Source organism: Runella rosea, from assembly GCF_003325355.1.
Lineage (GTDB): Bacteria > Bacteroidota > Bacteroidia > Cytophagales > Spirosomataceae > Runella > Runella rosea.
The window spans coordinates 792007-808280 of the sequence record NZ_CP030850.1 but is presented as its reverse complement, the minus strand read 5'-3'; the positions used below and the strand labels follow the sequence as shown (position 1 = coordinate 808280).

The window sequence follows — 16274 nt, the reverse complement described above, 5'->3', positions numbered from 1 at the left end:
TCCCGACGGAATTGCCCGCAAATCACAAAAAATTTAACACGTAAATATACAAAAAAAGGCATTAAAAATTGAATTTAGACCCACTCAATCCCCTTTTTAAGCAATAAAATTGTTTGCCCCTCAGGAGTGTCTGGCAATGGGTGATAATCGTAAATCCAACGCGCCAAAGGCGGCAAACTCATCAAAATAGATTCCGTGCGGCCGCCCGTTTCGAGTCCGAATTTTGTACCCCGGTCCCATGCCAAATTAAATTCGGCATATCTTCCCCGACGTACCAACTGCCATTCTTTTTCGGCTTCGGTAAAAGGGATGTCTTTATTTTTTAACATCAGGTGCGTATACGTCGGAGCAAAGGTTTCTCCCACGGCCTGCACAAAACGAAAAAGGCTCTCTTTGTCTTCTGACTTCTGATAATCAAAAAAGATACCTCCTACGCCACGCGTCTCCTGACGGTGGGGGATGTAGAAATAATCATCTGCCCATTTTTTAAATCGAGGATAATACTCAGGGTCGTGTTTATCGCAAGTGGCTTTCAATTGTTGGTGAAACCAACGGGCATCTTCTTCCACCACGTAGTGTGGCGTCAGGTCAATGCCTCCGCCAAACCAACTCACCCCGTTTGACATTTCAAAATAGCGCACGTTCATGTGAATAATCGGCACTTTCGGACTGTTTGGGTGCATCACTATCGAAACGCCCGTGGCAAAGTAGTCGGCCTGCTCGGTCAGATTCATCTGACGCATGAGTGCTTCGGAAGTTTGACCCTGCACGGCCGAAAAGTTAACCCCTCCTTTTTCGATGATGTTTCCATTTTCGAGCACCCGAGAGCGTCCGCCACCGCCGCTGTGGTGTTCCCATTTATCTTCTTTAAATTTACCCAAGCCGTCAGCGGTTTCGAGGGCTTGACAAATCGTATCTTGTAAGTGTTGAAAGTAAGTGGCAATCGTATCGCGCATGAATTGTAGTATTGGGGTGGTTTTGATTAACTCCTAAAAAATCAAGTAGTATTCTTTCAATAAAGTTCGAAACTCGTCAGAATAGCTCCCATCAAGGTGGTGAATATAGAGAGATTCGACAACAGATTCGGTATGATGACGCTCAAAAGTAGTAATCATTCGAAAAAGCGGCTTGTCGTGCCGTTGAAAAACCTGCAATTGACGGGTCGGCCATAGCCCTGCACCCGCGGCAATCTCCGTCAACAGTTGGGTTTCATACGCGGGTAAAAGTACCACAAAACGTCCCTCTACTGCCAATAACCGCGCCACCGAATCCAGCAACTCCTCTAAAGAAAGCGTATCGGTATGCAACGCCCGATTGCGCGCGGCTGACGACGACCGCAGATGATTGGCAAAAAAGGGAGGATTGCTGATAATCAGGTCGTAGTCTAAAAATTTTGAAGTCAGATTTTCATTTTCCCTAGGCCAATCCTGAATCGCCGTATGATGCACCGCTATGCGCTCCGTAAAAGGGCTTTGGACCACATTATCAACGGCTTGCAAGTAGTTTTGTTCCTCTATTTCTACCGCGTCAATGTGCATCAAATGATTTCGTTGGGCCGCCATCAACGCCAGCAGCCCAGTTCCAGTCCCGATGTCCAAAGCGCGTGCCGCATCCGTTACCTTTACGTATGCCCCCAAAATACAGGCTTCGGTGCAAACCTTCAACGCACTGCGGTCGTGCCAAACGGTAAACTTTTTAAATTGAAAATAAGGAGCAGGAGTTCTTGGCATGGATGATTAGGCGGTTACTTGCGCCCAAAATCTGCCGGATTCTCCCCCCAATATTCCGTTTCCCATTTCAAAATCTGATTGGTAAATTTATTTTTGGAGAGCCATTCCTCGGCGCGTTGGAGCAGTTCAAAGATTTGCTTGTTGGCAGGCGTTACTTCAAGTTTAGTGTTGGCATGTTTACGTTTTATCCAACTGATGGCGGTGCGAGAATCCGAATAAATCGGTAGATTACTTTGGTGTTTTTGAAGGTACGCTAGACCGTGCACAATCGCCAAAAACTCCCCGATGTTGTTCGTTCCATCCCGAAACGGGCCTTGATGAAATATTTTTTGCCCCGTGCGGAGGTATACCCCTTGGTATTCCACATCGCCCGTTGCGGTGTTCCAGGCGGCATCTACCGCAATACTTTCTAGGTTGGGATTGCCAATCTTTGCGGGAGCTTCTTTGAGCGGCGCTTTGGCCGTTTTGGGTGAAATAAAAGCCCAATAATTTTCTTTCAGGGCTTCTTCTGCCTCCTTAATGGTGTCAAATGACTTAAATTTAGCTTCAGGAAAACCCTTGATTTGGGCCTCACAGTCGGTCCAGTCCGTAAACACACCTCGTTTACGTCCTTCCCACACGACATAATATTTTTGTTTTTTAGCCATGCCACAAACTTACAAAAGTGCGGGTAAAAAAAGTGAATATGGGCTTTTAATCGTAGTCTATTCTTAGTGTTCGTTCGTACACTATACTACCAAACGAAAGAAAATTAACCACTGCACAAACTACATGAAATCTATTTTCTGTACTGCATTAGCCTTTTTATCCCTTGGCGCTTATGCCCAAAAGGGAGTTGTACTGACGGACAAATCTGCGGATAAAAAAGTGGAAGTCTCCATTGATGGCAAACCGTTCACGAATTATTTTTACCCTGGCCCTTCCGTCCTCAAAAAAGCCGTATTGTATCCTCTACTCACGGCCAAAGGCACCAACATTACCCGCGGATGGCCGCTTGACCCGCGTCCAGGTGAGCGCGTTGACCACCCTCACCACGTAGGAATGTGGCTCAACTATGAAGCCGTCAACGGGCACGATTTCTGGAACAACTCTCTGACCCCTCCCAGCTCAAAAGGAACCTACGGCACGATAGTACACACGGGCATCAAAAGCCTGAAAAGTGGCAAAAAACAGGGTGAATTGACCGTAACAGCCGACTGGCTCGACAAAAACGGCGGCCTGATGCTGACCGAAATCACCACCTACGTATTCAGCGGCGACGCCACCACCCGCACCGTGGATCGTATCACCACGCTCACGGCTAAAACTGACCTTGTCACTTTCAAAGACGTGAAAGACGGAATGTTTGCGATTCGGGTGGCCCGCCAATTGGAGCACCCTTCCAAAAGCCCCGAGGTATTTACGGATGCGTCGGGAGTGGCCACGAAAGTGCCCGTGATGGACAACACTGGCGTATCGGGCAGTTATCGAAACAGCGAAGGCATTGAAGGCGAAGATGTATGGAGCAAACGCGCCCGTTGGTGTAATTTGCGCGGAACAATGGGCAACGAAACCGTTAACTTAGTGATTCTCGACCACCCCAAAAACGCTGGTTATCCTACCTACTGGCACGCCCGGGGCTACGGGCTTTTTGCGGCCAACCCCCTCGGAATGAAGGTATTCAGCCAAGGAAAAGAAGAAATAAACCTCCAACTCAAAAATGGCGAGTCAACCACCTTCCGTTACCGCACCGTGATTGCATCTGAGACATTATCGGACGACAAAATCAATCAGATTGCCGCTGATTTTGGTAAAGTTAAGTAACGATTTCTATTCATCACTTTTGAGTCAAGCTAATTCGTTAACCATAACGGATTGGCTTGACTCAAAACGCTTCAAGTGGCTGATGAAACGAAACATTAAGTTCAATCATTTCATCTCAGGGGTTTCAGTTTTGTTTATACAGATGTTAGCTGTGATTTTATGACTTACACTCAATTTACAATAGATTGGAATGCTGACCCAAATTCACCAGGCGTTGAACTTGTGATTGGCGGAACTTCTGTGATAATTGATTTTTTCGTTAATTACTTTATTTACGACAATTTTAATGAAGGTGATAAAGCCAAAATAACTTTCTTTCATTGTCATAAATATTGTTTCAATTCTATGAATGATGAAGGCTACTTTATGGGTCAATATCGTTATAAATATACAGACTTACCATGGGGTCAGTTTTATAAATTAAACACAGACTGGGAAACAGATTTTCCTGTAGGACAAATTACTCTAAATGAAACAGTTGACAAAAGAAAATTACATCATTATATATTCTTCTTTAAAGACAATACATTTGAGTGTGTTGCTGAAAATTATCAATTAGAATTTAATTATTGTAATGACAAATGAACTAATTGAAATATTAAAAAAAGTAAGAGAGAAATTTGTAGACAATTCAGATATGATTTGGACAAGCTATGAAACAGCAAAAGAGATAAGAGATGAGTTAGATTCATTTATTGAACAAATTAAATTTGGCGACAACACTTGTTTAGAAAATATCAATATGCACTTTTTGCCAACTTCTACATTTCAAGAACATTCTTTGCAAAATGGTTGGACAAAAGAATACTTGAAACTTTCTGAGAAATTTGATAGAATCTACGAAAGGATGAAAAACCACAGCTAACAAGAGGTTTTGTATAAGTGTGGCTTGACGGACCTGCACAAAGCCTATTTCATTACCAATAAAGTATTCTAACAAAATAAACAGCACATTTATACCAAGATATTCAACCGCTAGACAATATACACAATGACACTTTTTTGGGTTCTTTGGGGCATCGACGCTGCCATATCGCTGGTGGTGCTGTATTTTTTCTTCATTGGCTTAGTAGACGGCTCCGTTTCTTCCTTCAATATGGGCCTATGGGTCATGATTTTATTGGGCATCGGCGCCATTATGCTGGGGAGTCTGTGGCTAAAATCAAATGACTATCTCCGTATAGCCAAGATCGTTCTGGCTATTTTGGCCGTACCCGGGCTACTGTATGCTTTATTTATGCTCATGATAATTATTACCAAACCGCGCTGGAATTAACCTTTCAGGCCGTTTTTTTGACGATTCAGTCGGGAGGAGTTGTTCTACGAAAAAGGTTTTTGTTGTTTTACAGTCTCTTTAACAACTTAAAAACACGATTTACAATGAAACTTTTCTCCTCCGTAAGCACGCTCCTTCTTTGGCTAAGCCTAGGAATGGCGCACGCCCAAATCAAAACCCCCGCCGCTAGTCCCGCCGCCACGGCAGTACAAAGCATCGGTTTGGCCAATGTAACCGTAGAATACAGCCGTCCATCGTTGAAAGGCCGTAAGTTATTCGGCACACCCTTAGCGCCTTATGGTCAAGTTTGGAGAACGGGCGCCAACAAAGTGCCCAACCTGATTTTATCCCAAGAAATGACCCTCGAAGGACAAAAAGTGCCTGCGGGAACGTATGGTTTGTTTACCATCCCGACCGAAACAGAATGGACGATTATCCTGAGCAAAAACCCCAATCAATGGGGGGCGTATGATTACAAACAAACTGACGACCTCCTCAGGTTTAAGGTAAAAGCCGAAAAAACGGCAAAAACGGAAGAGTATTTCACGATTGAATTTACCGACTTTACGCCCAATTCGGCCAAAATCGCCATTCGTTGGGAGAATTTACAGGCCAAATTCAGCATTTCGCACGACCCCGATGCGCAAATCATGGCGGAGATTCAACAAAAATTAAACGCGCCTACGGTCACTGAAGGTACGTACTCAGACGCCGCAAATTATTACTACGACACCAACCGCGATTTGAACAAAGCCTACGAATGGGCCAATAAAGTGGTCGAGAAAGAAAAAGAATACTGGACCTACTATCTGCGGGGGAAAATTGCCGCTAAAATCGGAAAATGCGACGTAGCCATCGCCGATGCCCAAAAAGGATTAGAACTGGCAAAAAAAACCAACGATGGTGCCTACATACTAAACCATACCAACGTGTTGAAAGCTTGCGGAAAATAAATTCTTTTATAACTCACTCATACACAAAAGGGTTGAAAGTCAGACTTTCAACCCTTTTGTGTGTATAAACAAATTTGAATTTTCTAATCGACTCTCCACAACAGTGAGGAATCTCCGTAACTTAAAAAGCGATAATCGTTGGCCAAAGCTGCGTGATAAACACTACGCCACTGTGGACCCAAAAATGCCGCCACGAGCAGCATCAACGTCGAGCCAGGTTGGTGATAATTCGTAATCAGTCCTTTACATATTTTGAAACGATAGCCTGGAAAAATCATTATCTCTGTCTCCCCCACCAATTCTTCTAGCTGAGCATCCGCCATGTAAGCCAAAATAGCCTTTAAAGACGCTTGAGGTGTGGGTTCGAAGGAATAATCCAAGTAAGGAGTCAGCTTTTCAATAAAAAAATGCTCACCGTCATTTCTTTGGCCTAAAGACGAAGTCAGCAGTTTTACCCCAATCCAGTACAAACTTTCTAAAGAGCGCATAGAAGTAGTACCCACGGCAACCACTTGCTCAATATGCAAAAGAAGATTTTCAATAAAAGACTTTTTAAAAACCACTTGCTCAGAGTGCATGGTATGCTCTACCGCATTCTGGACCTTTACGGGTTGGAACGTACCCGCCCCCACGTGCAGGGTCACAAAATCGTGGTGGATGCCTTTGGCAGAAAGTTTCTGAAATACATTTTCTGTAAAATGAAGCCCGGCCGTTGGTGCCGCTACTGCCCCTTCTACTTTTGAATACACTGTTTGATACGTATCCGAATCATGTGCATCGGCATGACGCCCCAAATAGGGAGGCAACGGAATTTCGCCCAATGCCCGAATCACATCGGCAAAATACAAGCCCCCCGACCAACTGAATTGAACCCAATTTCTTTCGTTATCAATCAGCTCGGCCTCTACGCTGCACTTTGTTCCTTGCACCAAACACTCAATACTGAGTTTTTCTCCCACTTTCCAACGTTTCTTATTCCCGATCATACAACTCCAAACGCAAAACTGGGTCTGTTGCATGATGTCGTTAATAATTCGAGAGGGAGCTTCTGGATGCAGTAAAAAGATTTCGATGGTTGCTCCCGTTGCTTTTTGAAAAAAGACCCGCGCTGGAATTACTTTCGTATTGTTAAAAACCAAAAAAGTATGCTGCGGCAAAAACAGCGATAAATCATAAAATTGCTCGTGCTGGATTTGACCATTGTCAAAAATTAGCAGCTTTGAAGTATCCCGTGGCTCAACAGGAAAGCGGGCAATACGCTCATCGGGTAAGTCGTAATGATAGTCCGCGAGTGGTATTTCGGGGAGATTTTGCATAACAGACCCTCTACTGACTAAAGCTCCTCTACTTTTGGTTTCATCATCAACCGAATGGGCAATGCCAAAACGATGATTAACAACAAAATCACAACTAGATAGAATAACCCTTCAAAATCGCCGATTTTAAAGGTAAATTCATTATTTACCGTGGCAAGAACAAATACCGTCATGGCAATAATGGTATTAATCATTGCAACCAAGCTAAAAATCCAGTTTTGAATATGCTCGTTGAGGTCATCGCGTTGCGCGGCCCATTCGGTTTGGTTCGGAATGGGCAATAGATGACTCGGTAATTTAATGAGTTGACGCCCCAAAGCGGGAAAAAGAACGTTGTTGGCCACAATCAAAGCGACCAAAATATAGAAAACATCTGATTTACCAATGAATTCGTCGGCTTTACCGAAGGCGTCAAAGTGTACACCGACATCAGCACTAAAAAGACTGTAACTGTAAATAGATATACCAAACACCGCAATCATTGAAAAAAAACGCCACGTGCGGATGGCTAAAGTTGTAAATTTCATAGTTAAAAAGTTAAGGGTTAAAAGTCAAAAATTAAAGGTTTGCATTAACCCCTAACTTTTAACTCTTAACCCTTTATCAATGTTTTAAAGAAATCAAGTTGCTGCGATTTCTATTTCTTCACCGTATTTATCATAGAATTTAAACTCTGTCACAGCCAATGAGCTGTCTTTCAGAAGTTTAACCCACGATTTATATCTAAACAACCACTTGAGTCGGGGCGACGGGAATCCCGCCGTAAAGTACGCGTGCAAGTACGGGTGAAGGGCTACCGACACCTTTTGTTCATTTTGACGGGTAAGGAGATATTCAAGGTTATTTTCAATAATATCCGAAATCAGGATACTGGGCTGAATCGTACCAGTTCCATTACACGTTGGACACACTTCGCGGGTCACAATGTTAATTTCTGGACGAACCCGTTGGCGCGTAATCTGCATCAACCCAAACTTTGTCAGCGGGAGCAACGTAAACTTCGAACGGTCGGCCTTCATTTCGGCTTTCATTTCGTCGTATAGTTGCTTTTTGTGCTCGGCTTTCTTCATATCAATGAAGTCTACCACAATGATTCCGCCCATATCGCGCAAGCGCAATTGGCGGGCAATTTCTTTCGCCGCTTCAATGTTGGTGTGCAGTGCCGTGTCTTCCTGATTTTCCTCGTTATTGGACTTGTTACCGCTGTTGACATCTATCACGTGGAGTGCTTCGGTATGTTCTACGATAAGATACCCGCCTCCTGGAAGGCTTACCGAGCGTCCAAACAATGATTTAATTTGCTTTTCAAGGCCTACCTGCTCAAACAGCTTATTTTTACCGCTGTAAAGTTTGAGTATTTTCTCTTTATCAGGCGCAATCGTGTGAATAAACCCTTTGATGTCGTCGTACATATCTTTGGTATCCACCGTGATACTATCAAAAGTATCATTCAGTAAATCGCGCATAATAGACGACGCCCGATTCATCTCCCCGATAATTCGGTCACGAGGTTTTGCTTCGGTGAGCATTTTCATTCCGTTTTCCCACTTTTGAATGGAGTTTTGAATATCTCTATCCAATTCTTCCACTTCCTTATTGGCCGCTACGGTGCGAACAATAATGCCGAAATTGGCGGGTTTTACCGATGTCATCAATCGGTGTAAACGGGTACGTTCAGCCTTATCCGTAATTTTTTTAGAGATATTGACTGAATTTGAAAAGGGAACTAACACCGCGTAGCGACCTGCAATAGAAATATCGCAAGATAAACGGGGGCCTTTAGTAGAAATAGGCTCTTTGACAACCTGGACGAGTATGGGCTGATTTTTACCCAATACTTTGTCAATTTTTCCAAGTTTGTCAATTTCTGGCTCCATTTTGAAGTTATTCAATTTGCCAGAATTCATTCGCTTAGCAATGACCTCTTTGGTCAGTTTGTTAAGCGATTGGACATTTGCACCTAAATCATGGTAATGTAGAAAAGCATCTTTTTCATATCCGATGTCAACAAAAGCAGCGTTCAAACCAGTAACAAGTTTCCGAACAGTTCCTAAATAAATATCACCGACCGTAAAACTGTTTTCCGACTCCTCAACGTGGTACTCCACAAGGCGCTTTTGTTGTAAAAGCGCTATGCGTGTCCCTTTTTGTGAGGCACTGATGATTAATTCGCTACTCAATGTTTTGTAAGGATCTAAGGTGAAAACCATTCCGTAAACCTTACGAATGGTTCAAAACAACTACATAGTCAAAAAGGCATTTGACGAAGTATATAAAACCCAAAACCAAGGTTGAAAAGCACCTTGGTTTTGGGATAAATTACTTCTTCTTATGACGATTTTTTCTGAGGCGCTTTTTCCGTTTGTGAGTAGCGATTTTGTGTCTTTTTCTTTTCTTTCCGCAAGGCATAGCTTTACAATTTTTAAGTTAATTAGTATGTTACAGCGGCCATATACCGCTTGTTATTCGTTTGTAAGTACCGCGAATAACGGTTTTATTTCAAGTCTTTTTCCAACTCCGCAATCGCCGCTTGAATGGTTGGATCTTTCTCCTGACCTTTCACGACCGACAGTTCTTCCAACGCCTCTTTATTCTTTCCCGTTTGAGCCAATGAAACCCCCAAATAAAAACGAGCTTTTGAATTCATGGGATTTCCTTTCAACAATTGACGAAACCGTTCCACCGCTTTTTCATACTGGTTTGAACGCATCGATAGAAGTCCCAAATTAAACAAAGCTACTTCATTGGTTGGATCATTTGCCAAAACTTCTCTCAACAACAAGATTCCCTGCATTGGCGTTTCCGTAGAAACGTAAGTCATGGCCATGTTGGCTTTGGCATTGAGAAGCGCAGGGTTCTTATCAAGCGCTTTTTGGTACCATTCTCTGGCCTTAGCACCTAATGCTGAGGACTTTTTGGTGTCAACTGCAAAACTAAACGCATCATAATAACGGTCGCCAGCACGAAGCAAGTTAGGCTCGGCAGGCTCCAACAAAGCAAGCGTTTCTGCGTACTTTGCGGCGCTGTCAAATTTTCTGATGTTCAGATAAAAATCAGAAAGTTTTAGTGCTGCTCCCCCTTTTTGCTTTGAATCCCGGGCAGAAATCAACTGCTGAGATAGCGCCGCGACCGAATTTTGCTGTTCGGCAGTCAATGGCTCAATATGAGTTTCCGCAGCGGTCGAAGTCGTTTCGGCTTGGCCCGATGCAGGTGCCTGAGTGCTGTCTTTACCCTCCGAAAGTTCACGCTCTTGGCTTTTAACAACAACTTTTGGCAAACTATAAAGCCCACCAATGAGTACAGTAGCCAATAAAATAACAATCAGGATTGAACGGTTCATAACATTTTCAGGCAGCTCCTTCGTGCCGTTGAAATTACTTTTCTGAGCCTTTTACTTGCTCAACAAATACTTTAGCAGGCTTAAAACTTGGAACATAATGCTCGTCAATAACGATGGCAGTGTTCTTAGAAATGTTACGAGCTACTTTTTTAGCGCGTTTTTTGTTAACAAAACTACCAAAACCACGAACATAAATGTTCTCGCCTTTGGCCAATGAGTCTTTTACTACTGTGAAAAACGCTTCAACTGTTTCAGAAACGTGTGCTTTTTCGATGCCGGTTTGATCGGCAACTGCTGCAATTAAGTCTGCTTTCGTCACTTTTTTAAACTTTAAGGTTATAAAACTGTTATTCTTTGTAATATTAGTTTCAAAATCCTGCGGAGCCAATCTATTTTACAATCGGCTTATTTTGAGCGCACAAAAGTAGTATAATTTCGACAAAATGCGAAAATCTTTTACGCCTTAATTTCAAAACAAACATTCGAAAACCATTGAATAACAAGTTTTTTGCCAACGAGCTCATTAAATGGTATGAGTATCATCACCGTGATTTACCCTGGCGGAGCACCCGCAACGCCTACTATATCTGGCTCTCGGAAATTATTCTTCAACAAACCCGTATCGCGCAGGGACTACCTTATTATGAACGCTTTACAGAAGCCTACCCCACCGTCATTGATTTAGCCAATGCTCCTGAGCAAGAGGTCATTCGACTCTGGCAGGGCTTAGGTTACTATTCCCGGGCGCGCAACCTGCACCAAACGGCCAAATACATTGTCGAAGAACTCAACGGTGCATTTCCAACAACCTATGCAGGATTGCTTAAACTAAAAGGAATCGGCCCTTATACCGCTGCTGCCATTGCGTCTTTTGCTTACGATGAACCCGTAGCGGTAGTAGATGGCAACGTATACCGGGTACTGTCGAGGGTATTTGGGATTGATACCGATATTACCAGCGGCGAAGGACAACGGCAATTTGCCAATTTGGCCAATGAACTTATTTCTCGCGAGCAACCCGCAACCTATAATCAAGCCATCATGGAGTTTGGGGCTGTTCAATGTACTCCGTCATCCCCTGATTGCCTGTTATGTCCAGTTCAACCCCATTGCGTTGCTTTTGCCACTGGACGGATTCATTTATTGCCCGTTAAAGTCAAGAAAACCAAGGTGCGAGAGCGGTTTTTCAACTATTTTGTCATTGTCCAAAATGGACGGATTGCCATGCGTCAACGAACCGATAAAGACGTCTGGCAAAAGTTGTTTGACTTTTACCTGATTGAAACAGAGGCAATCGTTCAAAGCATCGACGAATTTATTGATAATCAAACAATTAATGCCATTTTCTCTCAAACAACAATTAATCCACCAAGCCGAATTTTCACGCATATCCTCACCCATCAACGTATTCAGGCGCAGTTTTGGGTACTTGAAGCTCCCCCCGAAATTACGTTGAATTTACCCCCCGAATTGGCTTTTTTAACGGAAGAAGAAATAGAGAATGTACCCAAACCCGTGCTGGTTACGTCTTATTGGAAAGAGCATTTTTTTTGAGTATTTTTGTGATTGAAAATACTGCAAAAAACGCCAAAAATCGGGAATTAAAATGCTTATTTTTCTTTAGCGTCTTTACCCGATTTTTATCAGGTGCACATTCAAATTCGTAACTTTAAACATCTATATACTAAAATGGCAGGAGTAAACAAAGTAATTCTATTGGGCAATTTGGGCAGCGACCCGGAAGTACGCCACCTCGAAAACGGTTCAGCGGTGGCACGCTTCAACATTGCTACTTCAGAAGCCTACACCAACCGCAGCGGAGAACGAGTAGAGCAAACGGAGTGGCACCGAATTGAACTTTGGGACAATTTGGCCAAAATCGCCGAGCAATACCTTCGCAAAGGCAATACCGTCTATATTGAAGGGAAATTGCGCACCGAAACTTGGACGGATAAAGAAGGAAAACAGCGTGAAGGAAAAACCGTACGGGCAAATACAATGCAGTTGGTAGGGGGCAGAAACAGCGGAGGAGGAGATAGTAACGAACAATCTTCGCAATCCAACGTGGCTACGCAAGCAAGCCGCCCAGCACCTGCTCCCAAACCCGCCGAGCCGATATCGTCAGATCTTGGCGGCAGTGGTGACGATGATTTGCCGTTTTAACAACAAAAAACCTGACAGGGATTCCTGTCAGGTTTCAACAACACAATTTGTTTACTTCTTTACTACTTCCATTTTTACTTCGTAGTTCTTTTGGGCATCTGCATCTGCCTCAGTTCCTGGATAAGGTGATACCTGCTTCAAAACAAACAGATATTTCTCGTTTTTTACCGTCACTTCCAGAGAGTCTTGGCTCACAGGGCTTTTGTATTTTGAAGGTTGGACTTGTTGGCAATCCCCCAAGCACATTTGCACTTTTTGGGTGTCATTTACGGCCAAATCAACCACTACTTCACCCGAACGAATACAAATCGCGTTGGCAGGACAACGGTTGTCAGCGACTGCGTCAAATGAAAGTTTAATCCCCTCCACTTGCGTATTTTGTTTGATTCTTAAGCTGATTTCTTCTTTTAATCCCGCTTTTTCGTTGTTTTTTTGCTGCTCAGCGTCTATTTTTTCAGACTGGCAACCCATGGCTGTTAGAAATGCAAATAAGATTACTTTTTTCATGGCAAGAATAAATAATACTTTTATCCGACAAACACCGTGTCTGTCAACAATGCCAAGACGCAGCCTTTTTTTTATTAGTTGTAATCCTTTGTAAAAAAATGTTATCAATCATTGGAATTAACCACGTAGCCATCTACGTAGCAGATGTAGCACAAAGTGTTGAATTTTACGAAACAGTCATAGGATTAACTCCCTTGGCTCGGCCAGCCTTCGACTTTCCGGGTGCCTGGTTTAAAATTGGAGACGCACAGGAGCTGCACATCATAGGAATACGCACCGAGCCTGTTGTATCTGGCTCTAGAAGTAATCATTTTGCGCTGGAAGTGAGTGATTTGGACGAGTGGGAGGCTCATTTTAAGGCAACAAATACAGCCTACCGCCCTCCCAAATTTCGGCCTGATGGCGTACGGCAGATATTTCTCCAAGACCCCGATGGGTATTGGATTGAATTTTTTTCAAGAAAGGGCAACCAATTGATTTAGGTTGGTTGCCCTTTCTTATTTATTTTTTTTCAAAAGCCAACGCGGCACCGTTCATGCAGTACCGTAAGCCCGTAGGGCGCGGGCCATCGTCGAACACGTGCCCTAAATGGGCGTCGCAAACGGCGCAAATGACCTCATCGCGTTCCATGCCAAAGCTTTTGTCTTTTTCGTCTTTCAAGACTTTTTTATTGAGCGGAGCGTAAAAACTGGGCCAGCCTGTACCCGATTCAAATTTGGTATCGGAACTAAAAAGAGGCGTATTGCAACATACGCATTTGTAGGTTCCCTTCTCTTTGTTGTTCCAGTAAGGTCCCGTAAAAGCGCGTTCAGTTCCTTTTTGACGGGTAACGTAGTACTGCATAGGTGTCAGCAGTTTTTTCCACTCCGCGTCCGTTTTTACAACCCGTTTCAATTCCTGGCTTTGCTGTTGGGCCAGCGCCGGCAGTCCGGCCAATACTACTCCTCCAAGTGAGCGAATGAAAATACGGCGATTCATCTTTGTTAGGTTATGCTTGTTTTGTGCTTATATTAACGTATTCTTTTATTGTATAGTTTTAATTATCGAAAATATGCTTCCAAAGTGGGATTTAGCGGGTAAAGTTGCGCTAGTAACGGGTGGAACCAAGGGAATTGGACGGGCCACAACCCAAACATTGCTGCAACTGGGTGCCGAAGTAATCATCGTTGCCCGCAATGTAGATGATATTGAGCGTCAACTCGCCGATTACCAAGCGAATGATTTGAAAGCAACTGGTTTTGTAGCCGATTTGAGCGACCATGAAACCATTCCTGAGCTCGTCAAACACATTAGCCTGCGTTGGGGAAAATTAGACATATTGGTCAATAATGTAGGAACTAACATCCGAAAACCTACCACGAGTTATACAACCGATGAATTTAATGTAATCATTTCCACCAACTTAACCTCGGCATTTTCATTATCGCAGGCATTGTACCCGTTGTTAAAAAATGCCCAAGGATGTATTGTCAACGTTACCTCGGTAGCGGGATTAACCTCCCTTAAAAGCGGCTCTATTTACGGCATGACTAAAGCCGCTCTCAATCAATTGACCCGAAATTTGGCCTGTGAATGGGCCAGCGACGGTATTCGCGTCAACGCCGTAGCGCCCTGGTATATCGAGACTCCTTTGACCGAGTCAGTACTGTCCAACAAAGAAAGCCTCGATTACATCCTATCGCGTACGCCCATGAAACGCGTGGGGCAGCCCGAAGAGGTCGCCTCGGCAATCGCCTTTCTTTGTTTGCCCGCCGCCAGCTATATTACGGGGAATATTGTAACCGTCGATGGTGGTTTTGCCGTGTATGGATTTTAAGCTAATTTTAAAAAAATTTAAAAAATACGTCCCAAAACTTTCAAGTGCGAAAAAAAATTCATTTTTTCGGCTTCTAAATGACCTACTAACTCCTAACACTAACCATGTCAAAACCTAAACAAAGCTACGTTGGACCATTGATTATCATTGGTTTATTATTTTTCGTATTCGGATTTGTCACGTGGGTAAACGGCACGCTCATTACTTTTTTCAAGAAAGCCTTTAGCCTCGACAACACTAGCTCCTACCTCGTTACGTTTGCCTTTTTTATCTCTTATACAGTTATGGCCATTCCTTCTTCGGAAGTGCTAAAACGTACAGGCTTTAAGCGTGGGATGTCACTTGGATTGGGAATTATGGCTGTTGGCACACTGATTTTTATCCCTGCTGCACAAATCGCTTCATATCCTTTGTTTTTGGTCGGTCTTTTTACCATCGGTATTGGTCTAACCCTATTACAAACTGCATCCAATCCCTATGCAACCATCCTCGGCCCCCGCGAAAGCGCCGCCCAACGGATTAGTTTTTTAGGAATTGCCAACAAATTAGCGGGAATATTCAGTCAACGCCTCTTTGGTGGTCTTTTATTGGCAGGCGGTGCCGCCACAACACCCCAAGAAGAGCTTCAAAAAGTAGAAACTCCTTACTTGATACTAACAGCGGTATTGGTCGTGTTAGCGGGGGTAATTTGGTTCTCAAAAGGACTTCCAGAAGTGAGCGAAGAACAAGAGGAAGTACCTGGGAATACGGTTAAAGTGACCCGTAACAGCGTTTTTTCTTTTCCAAACTTAGTGTTGGGCGTCATTGCGTTGTTTTGTTACGTAGGAGTTGAGGTGATTGCAGGAGATACAATTATCAGTTATGGCGTCTCTCTGGGCTTTCCCGAAAGTGAAGCCAGTACCTTTGGTACTTATACGCTTTGGTCAATGCTTGCCGCTTATGGCTTGGGCATCGTCCTTATTCCTAAATATGTTTCACAAGTCACGTGTCTACGTGCTTCTGCCATTCTTGGTATTGTAGGCACGGTGGTTGCCGTTACTACAGGTGGTTTTACCTCCGTTTTATTTATTGCTTTCTTAGGTTTCGCCAACGCCCTTGTGTGGCCTGCGATGTGGCCTTTGGCTTTGGATGGGCTAGGTAAATTCACCAAAATCGGCTCGGCTCTGCTCATTATGGGGATTTCGGGAGGTGCCGTTTTACCACTAATTTATGGTAACATAGCAGATTCCATCCATAGCACCCAACAAGCGTATTGGATAATGATGCCTCTCTATTTGTTTATCCTTTATTATGCTTTTATTGGCTATAAAAAACGCAGTTGGTAATTTCATTTAAACAGGCCTTTTGCCGCCCTCTCTTCCCCAAAAAGA

The 16274-nt window shown here is 43.5% G+C and carries 20 protein-coding genes; 10 read left to right on the top strand and 10 right to left on the bottom strand.

Going from position 1 to position 16274, the window contains the following annotated elements; genetic code table 11:
- Positions 1-74: 74 nt before the first annotated feature.
- From hemF to DR864_RS03485, 3 genes are read right to left on the bottom strand one after another with little or no spacing between them, the layout of a single operon-like run.
- Positions 75-956 carry an oxygen-dependent coproporphyrinogen oxidase gene (hemF, locus tag DR864_RS03495; protein ID WP_114065651.1) on the bottom strand — a complete coding sequence of 294 codons (882 nt, stop codon included), beginning with the start codon at positions 954-956 and terminating at the stop codon, positions 75-77.
- A 33-nt stretch (positions 957-989) separates the two neighbouring features.
- Positions 990-1730 carry a tRNA1(Val) (adenine(37)-N6)-methyltransferase gene (locus tag DR864_RS03490; protein WP_114065650.1) on the bottom strand — a complete coding sequence of 247 codons (741 nt, stop codon included), beginning with the start codon at positions 1728-1730 and terminating at the stop codon, positions 990-992.
- 14 nt (positions 1731-1744) lie between these two features.
- Positions 1745-2377, bottom strand: a complete 633-nt coding sequence (locus tag DR864_RS03485) for a ribonuclease H1 domain-containing protein (RefSeq protein WP_114065649.1) — start codon at positions 2375-2377, stop codon at positions 1745-1747.
- A gap of 124 nt (positions 2378-2501) precedes the next feature.
- On the opposite strand from DR864_RS03485, the gene DR864_RS03480 reads away from it, so the two are divergent.
- The 5 genes from DR864_RS03480 to DR864_RS03460 all read left to right on the top strand — a co-directional run bounded on the left by DR864_RS03480 (position 2502) and on the right by DR864_RS03460 (position 5762).
- Positions 2502-3533, top strand: a complete 1032-nt coding sequence (locus DR864_RS03480; protein WP_114065648.1) for a DUF6807 domain-containing protein — start codon at positions 2502-2504, stop codon at positions 3531-3533.
- Positions 3534-3692: 159 nt separating this feature from the next.
- Positions 3693-4118 (top strand): hypothetical protein, encoded by a 426-nt coding sequence (locus tag DR864_RS03475; protein ID WP_114065647.1) that lies wholly within the window; start codon positions 3693-3695, stop codon positions 4116-4118.
- Positions 4108-4398, top strand: a complete 291-nt coding sequence (locus DR864_RS03470; RefSeq protein ID WP_114065646.1) for a hypothetical protein — start codon at positions 4108-4110, stop codon at positions 4396-4398. The genes DR864_RS03475 and DR864_RS03470 overlap by 11 nt, the downstream gene beginning before the upstream one ends.
- Positions 4399-4524: 126 nt before the next feature.
- Entirely contained in the window at positions 4525-4809 is a 285-nt protein-coding gene (locus DR864_RS03465) for an osmoprotectant transporter permease (RefSeq protein WP_114065645.1), read from the top strand.
- 104 nt (positions 4810-4913) lie between these two features.
- The gene (locus tag DR864_RS03460; protein ID WP_114065644.1) at positions 4914-5762 is read left to right on the top strand and encodes a DUF2911 domain-containing protein; all 849 of its coding nucleotides are present in this window, start codon (positions 4914-4916) and stop codon (positions 5760-5762) included.
- Between the two features lie 83 nt (positions 5763-5845).
- On the opposite strand, the gene DR864_RS03455 is transcribed toward DR864_RS03460, so the two are convergent.
- The 5 genes from DR864_RS03455 to DR864_RS03435 form a co-directional block, all read right to left on the bottom strand.
- Positions 5846-7078, bottom strand: coding sequence for an S-adenosylmethionine:tRNA ribosyltransferase-isomerase (locus DR864_RS03455; protein ID WP_114065643.1), 1233 nt, complete (start codon positions 7076-7078; stop codon positions 5846-5848).
- Positions 7079-7095: 17 nt separating this feature from the next.
- A complete protein-coding gene (locus tag DR864_RS03450) occupies positions 7096-7605 on the bottom strand; it encodes a hypothetical protein (RefSeq protein ID WP_114065642.1) in 510 nt (169 codons plus the stop codon).
- Positions 7606-7698: 93 nt separating this feature from the next.
- Positions 7699-9258 carry an Rne/Rng family ribonuclease gene (locus DR864_RS03445; protein ID WP_205319196.1) on the bottom strand — a complete coding sequence of 520 codons (1560 nt, stop codon included), beginning with the start codon at positions 9256-9258 and terminating at the stop codon, positions 7699-7701.
- Positions 9259-9572: 314 nt separating this feature from the next.
- Positions 9573-10418 carry a tetratricopeptide repeat protein gene (locus tag DR864_RS03440; RefSeq protein ID WP_114065641.1) on the bottom strand — a complete coding sequence of 282 codons (846 nt, stop codon included), beginning with the start codon at positions 10416-10418 and terminating at the stop codon, positions 9573-9575.
- 34 nt (positions 10419-10452) lie between these two features.
- Positions 10453-10737 (bottom strand): HU family DNA-binding protein, encoded by a 285-nt coding sequence (locus tag DR864_RS03435; RefSeq protein WP_114070131.1) that lies wholly within the window; start codon positions 10735-10737, stop codon positions 10453-10455.
- A gap of 173 nt (positions 10738-10910) precedes the next feature.
- Here DR864_RS03435 and mutY point away from each other — a divergent pair, with 173 nt between their 5' ends.
- Complete coding sequence (gene mutY, locus DR864_RS03430; RefSeq protein WP_114065640.1) at positions 10911-11972, top strand: A/G-specific adenine glycosylase; 1062 nt, start codon at positions 10911-10913, stop codon at positions 11970-11972.
- Positions 11973-12107: 135 nt separating this feature from the next.
- On the top strand, positions 12108-12581 hold the full coding sequence (locus tag DR864_RS03425; protein WP_114065639.1) for a single-stranded DNA-binding protein: 474 nt from the start codon (positions 12108-12110) through the stop codon (positions 12579-12581).
- Between the two features lie 51 nt (positions 12582-12632).
- Here DR864_RS03425 and DR864_RS03420 read toward each other — a convergent pair whose 3' ends face one another.
- Complete coding sequence (locus DR864_RS03420) at positions 12633-13088, bottom strand: hypothetical protein (RefSeq protein WP_114065638.1); 456 nt, start codon at positions 13086-13088, stop codon at positions 12633-12635.
- A gap of 98 nt (positions 13089-13186) precedes the next feature.
- Here DR864_RS03420 and DR864_RS03415 point away from each other — a divergent pair, with 98 nt between their 5' ends.
- Positions 13187-13570: a VOC family protein gene (locus DR864_RS03415; protein ID WP_114065637.1), complete on the top strand. Its 384-nt coding sequence runs from the start codon at positions 13187-13189 to the stop codon at positions 13568-13570.
- A 19-nt stretch (positions 13571-13589) separates the two neighbouring features.
- Here the strand turns inward: DR864_RS03415 and msrB are convergent, their stop codons facing one another.
- Complete coding sequence (msrB, locus tag DR864_RS03410; protein ID WP_162793536.1) at positions 13590-14066, bottom strand: peptide-methionine (R)-S-oxide reductase MsrB; 477 nt, start codon at positions 14064-14066, stop codon at positions 13590-13592.
- 73 nt (positions 14067-14139) lie between these two features.
- Here msrB and DR864_RS03405 point away from each other — a divergent pair, with 73 nt between their 5' ends.
- Together DR864_RS03405 and DR864_RS03400 are read left to right on the top strand one after the other, a co-directional pair.
- A complete protein-coding gene (locus DR864_RS03405) occupies positions 14140-14904 on the top strand; it encodes an SDR family oxidoreductase (RefSeq protein ID WP_114065636.1) in 765 nt (254 codons plus the stop codon).
- Between the two features lie 104 nt (positions 14905-15008).
- Positions 15009-16229: a sugar MFS transporter gene (locus tag DR864_RS03400; RefSeq protein WP_114065635.1), complete on the top strand. Its 1221-nt coding sequence runs from the start codon at positions 15009-15011 to the stop codon at positions 16227-16229.
- Positions 16230-16274 lie beyond the last annotated feature (45 nt).

Coding starts and splice junctions, on each gene's coding strand:
- hemF (WP_114065651.1), bottom strand. CDS start 956: ATGCGCGATACGATTGCCACTTACTTTCAACACTTACAAGATACGATT.
- DR864_RS03490 (WP_114065650.1), bottom strand. CDS start 1,730: ATGCCAAGAACTCCTGCTCCTTATTTTCAATTTAAAAAGTTTACCGTT.
- DR864_RS03485 (WP_114065649.1), bottom strand. CDS start 2,377: ATGGCTAAAAAACAAAAATATTATGTCGTGTGGGAAGGACGTAAACGA.
- DR864_RS03480 (WP_114065648.1), top strand. CDS start 2,502: ATGAAATCTATTTTCTGTACTGCATTAGCCTTTTTATCCCTTGGCGCT.
- DR864_RS03475 (WP_114065647.1), top strand. CDS start 3,693: ATGACTTACACTCAATTTACAATAGATTGGAATGCTGACCCAAATTCA.
- DR864_RS03470 (WP_114065646.1), top strand. CDS start 4,108: ATGACAAATGAACTAATTGAAATATTAAAAAAAGTAAGAGAGAAATTT.
- DR864_RS03465 (WP_114065645.1), top strand. CDS start 4,525: ATGACACTTTTTTGGGTTCTTTGGGGCATCGACGCTGCCATATCGCTG.
- DR864_RS03460 (WP_114065644.1), top strand. CDS start 4,914: ATGAAACTTTTCTCCTCCGTAAGCACGCTCCTTCTTTGGCTAAGCCTA.
- DR864_RS03455 (WP_114065643.1), bottom strand. CDS start 7,078: ATGCAAAATCTCCCCGAAATACCACTCGCGGACTATCATTACGACTTA.
- DR864_RS03450 (WP_114065642.1), bottom strand. CDS start 7,605: ATGAAATTTACAACTTTAGCCATCCGCACGTGGCGTTTTTTTTCAATG.
- DR864_RS03440 (WP_114065641.1), bottom strand. CDS start 10,418: ATGAACCGTTCAATCCTGATTGTTATTTTATTGGCTACTGTACTCATT.
- DR864_RS03425 (WP_114065639.1), top strand. CDS start 12,108: ATGGCAGGAGTAAACAAAGTAATTCTATTGGGCAATTTGGGCAGCGAC.
- DR864_RS03420 (WP_114065638.1), bottom strand. CDS start 13,088: ATGAAAAAAGTAATCTTATTTGCATTTCTAACAGCCATGGGTTGCCAG.
- DR864_RS03415 (WP_114065637.1), top strand. CDS start 13,187: ATGTTATCAATCATTGGAATTAACCACGTAGCCATCTACGTAGCAGAT.
- msrB (WP_162793536.1), bottom strand. CDS start 14,066: ATGAATCGCCGTATTTTCATTCGCTCACTTGGAGGAGTAGTATTGGCC.
- DR864_RS03405 (WP_114065636.1), top strand. CDS start 14,140: ATGCTTCCAAAGTGGGATTTAGCGGGTAAAGTTGCGCTAGTAACGGGT.
- DR864_RS03400 (WP_114065635.1), top strand. CDS start 15,009: ATGTCAAAACCTAAACAAAGCTACGTTGGACCATTGATTATCATTGGT.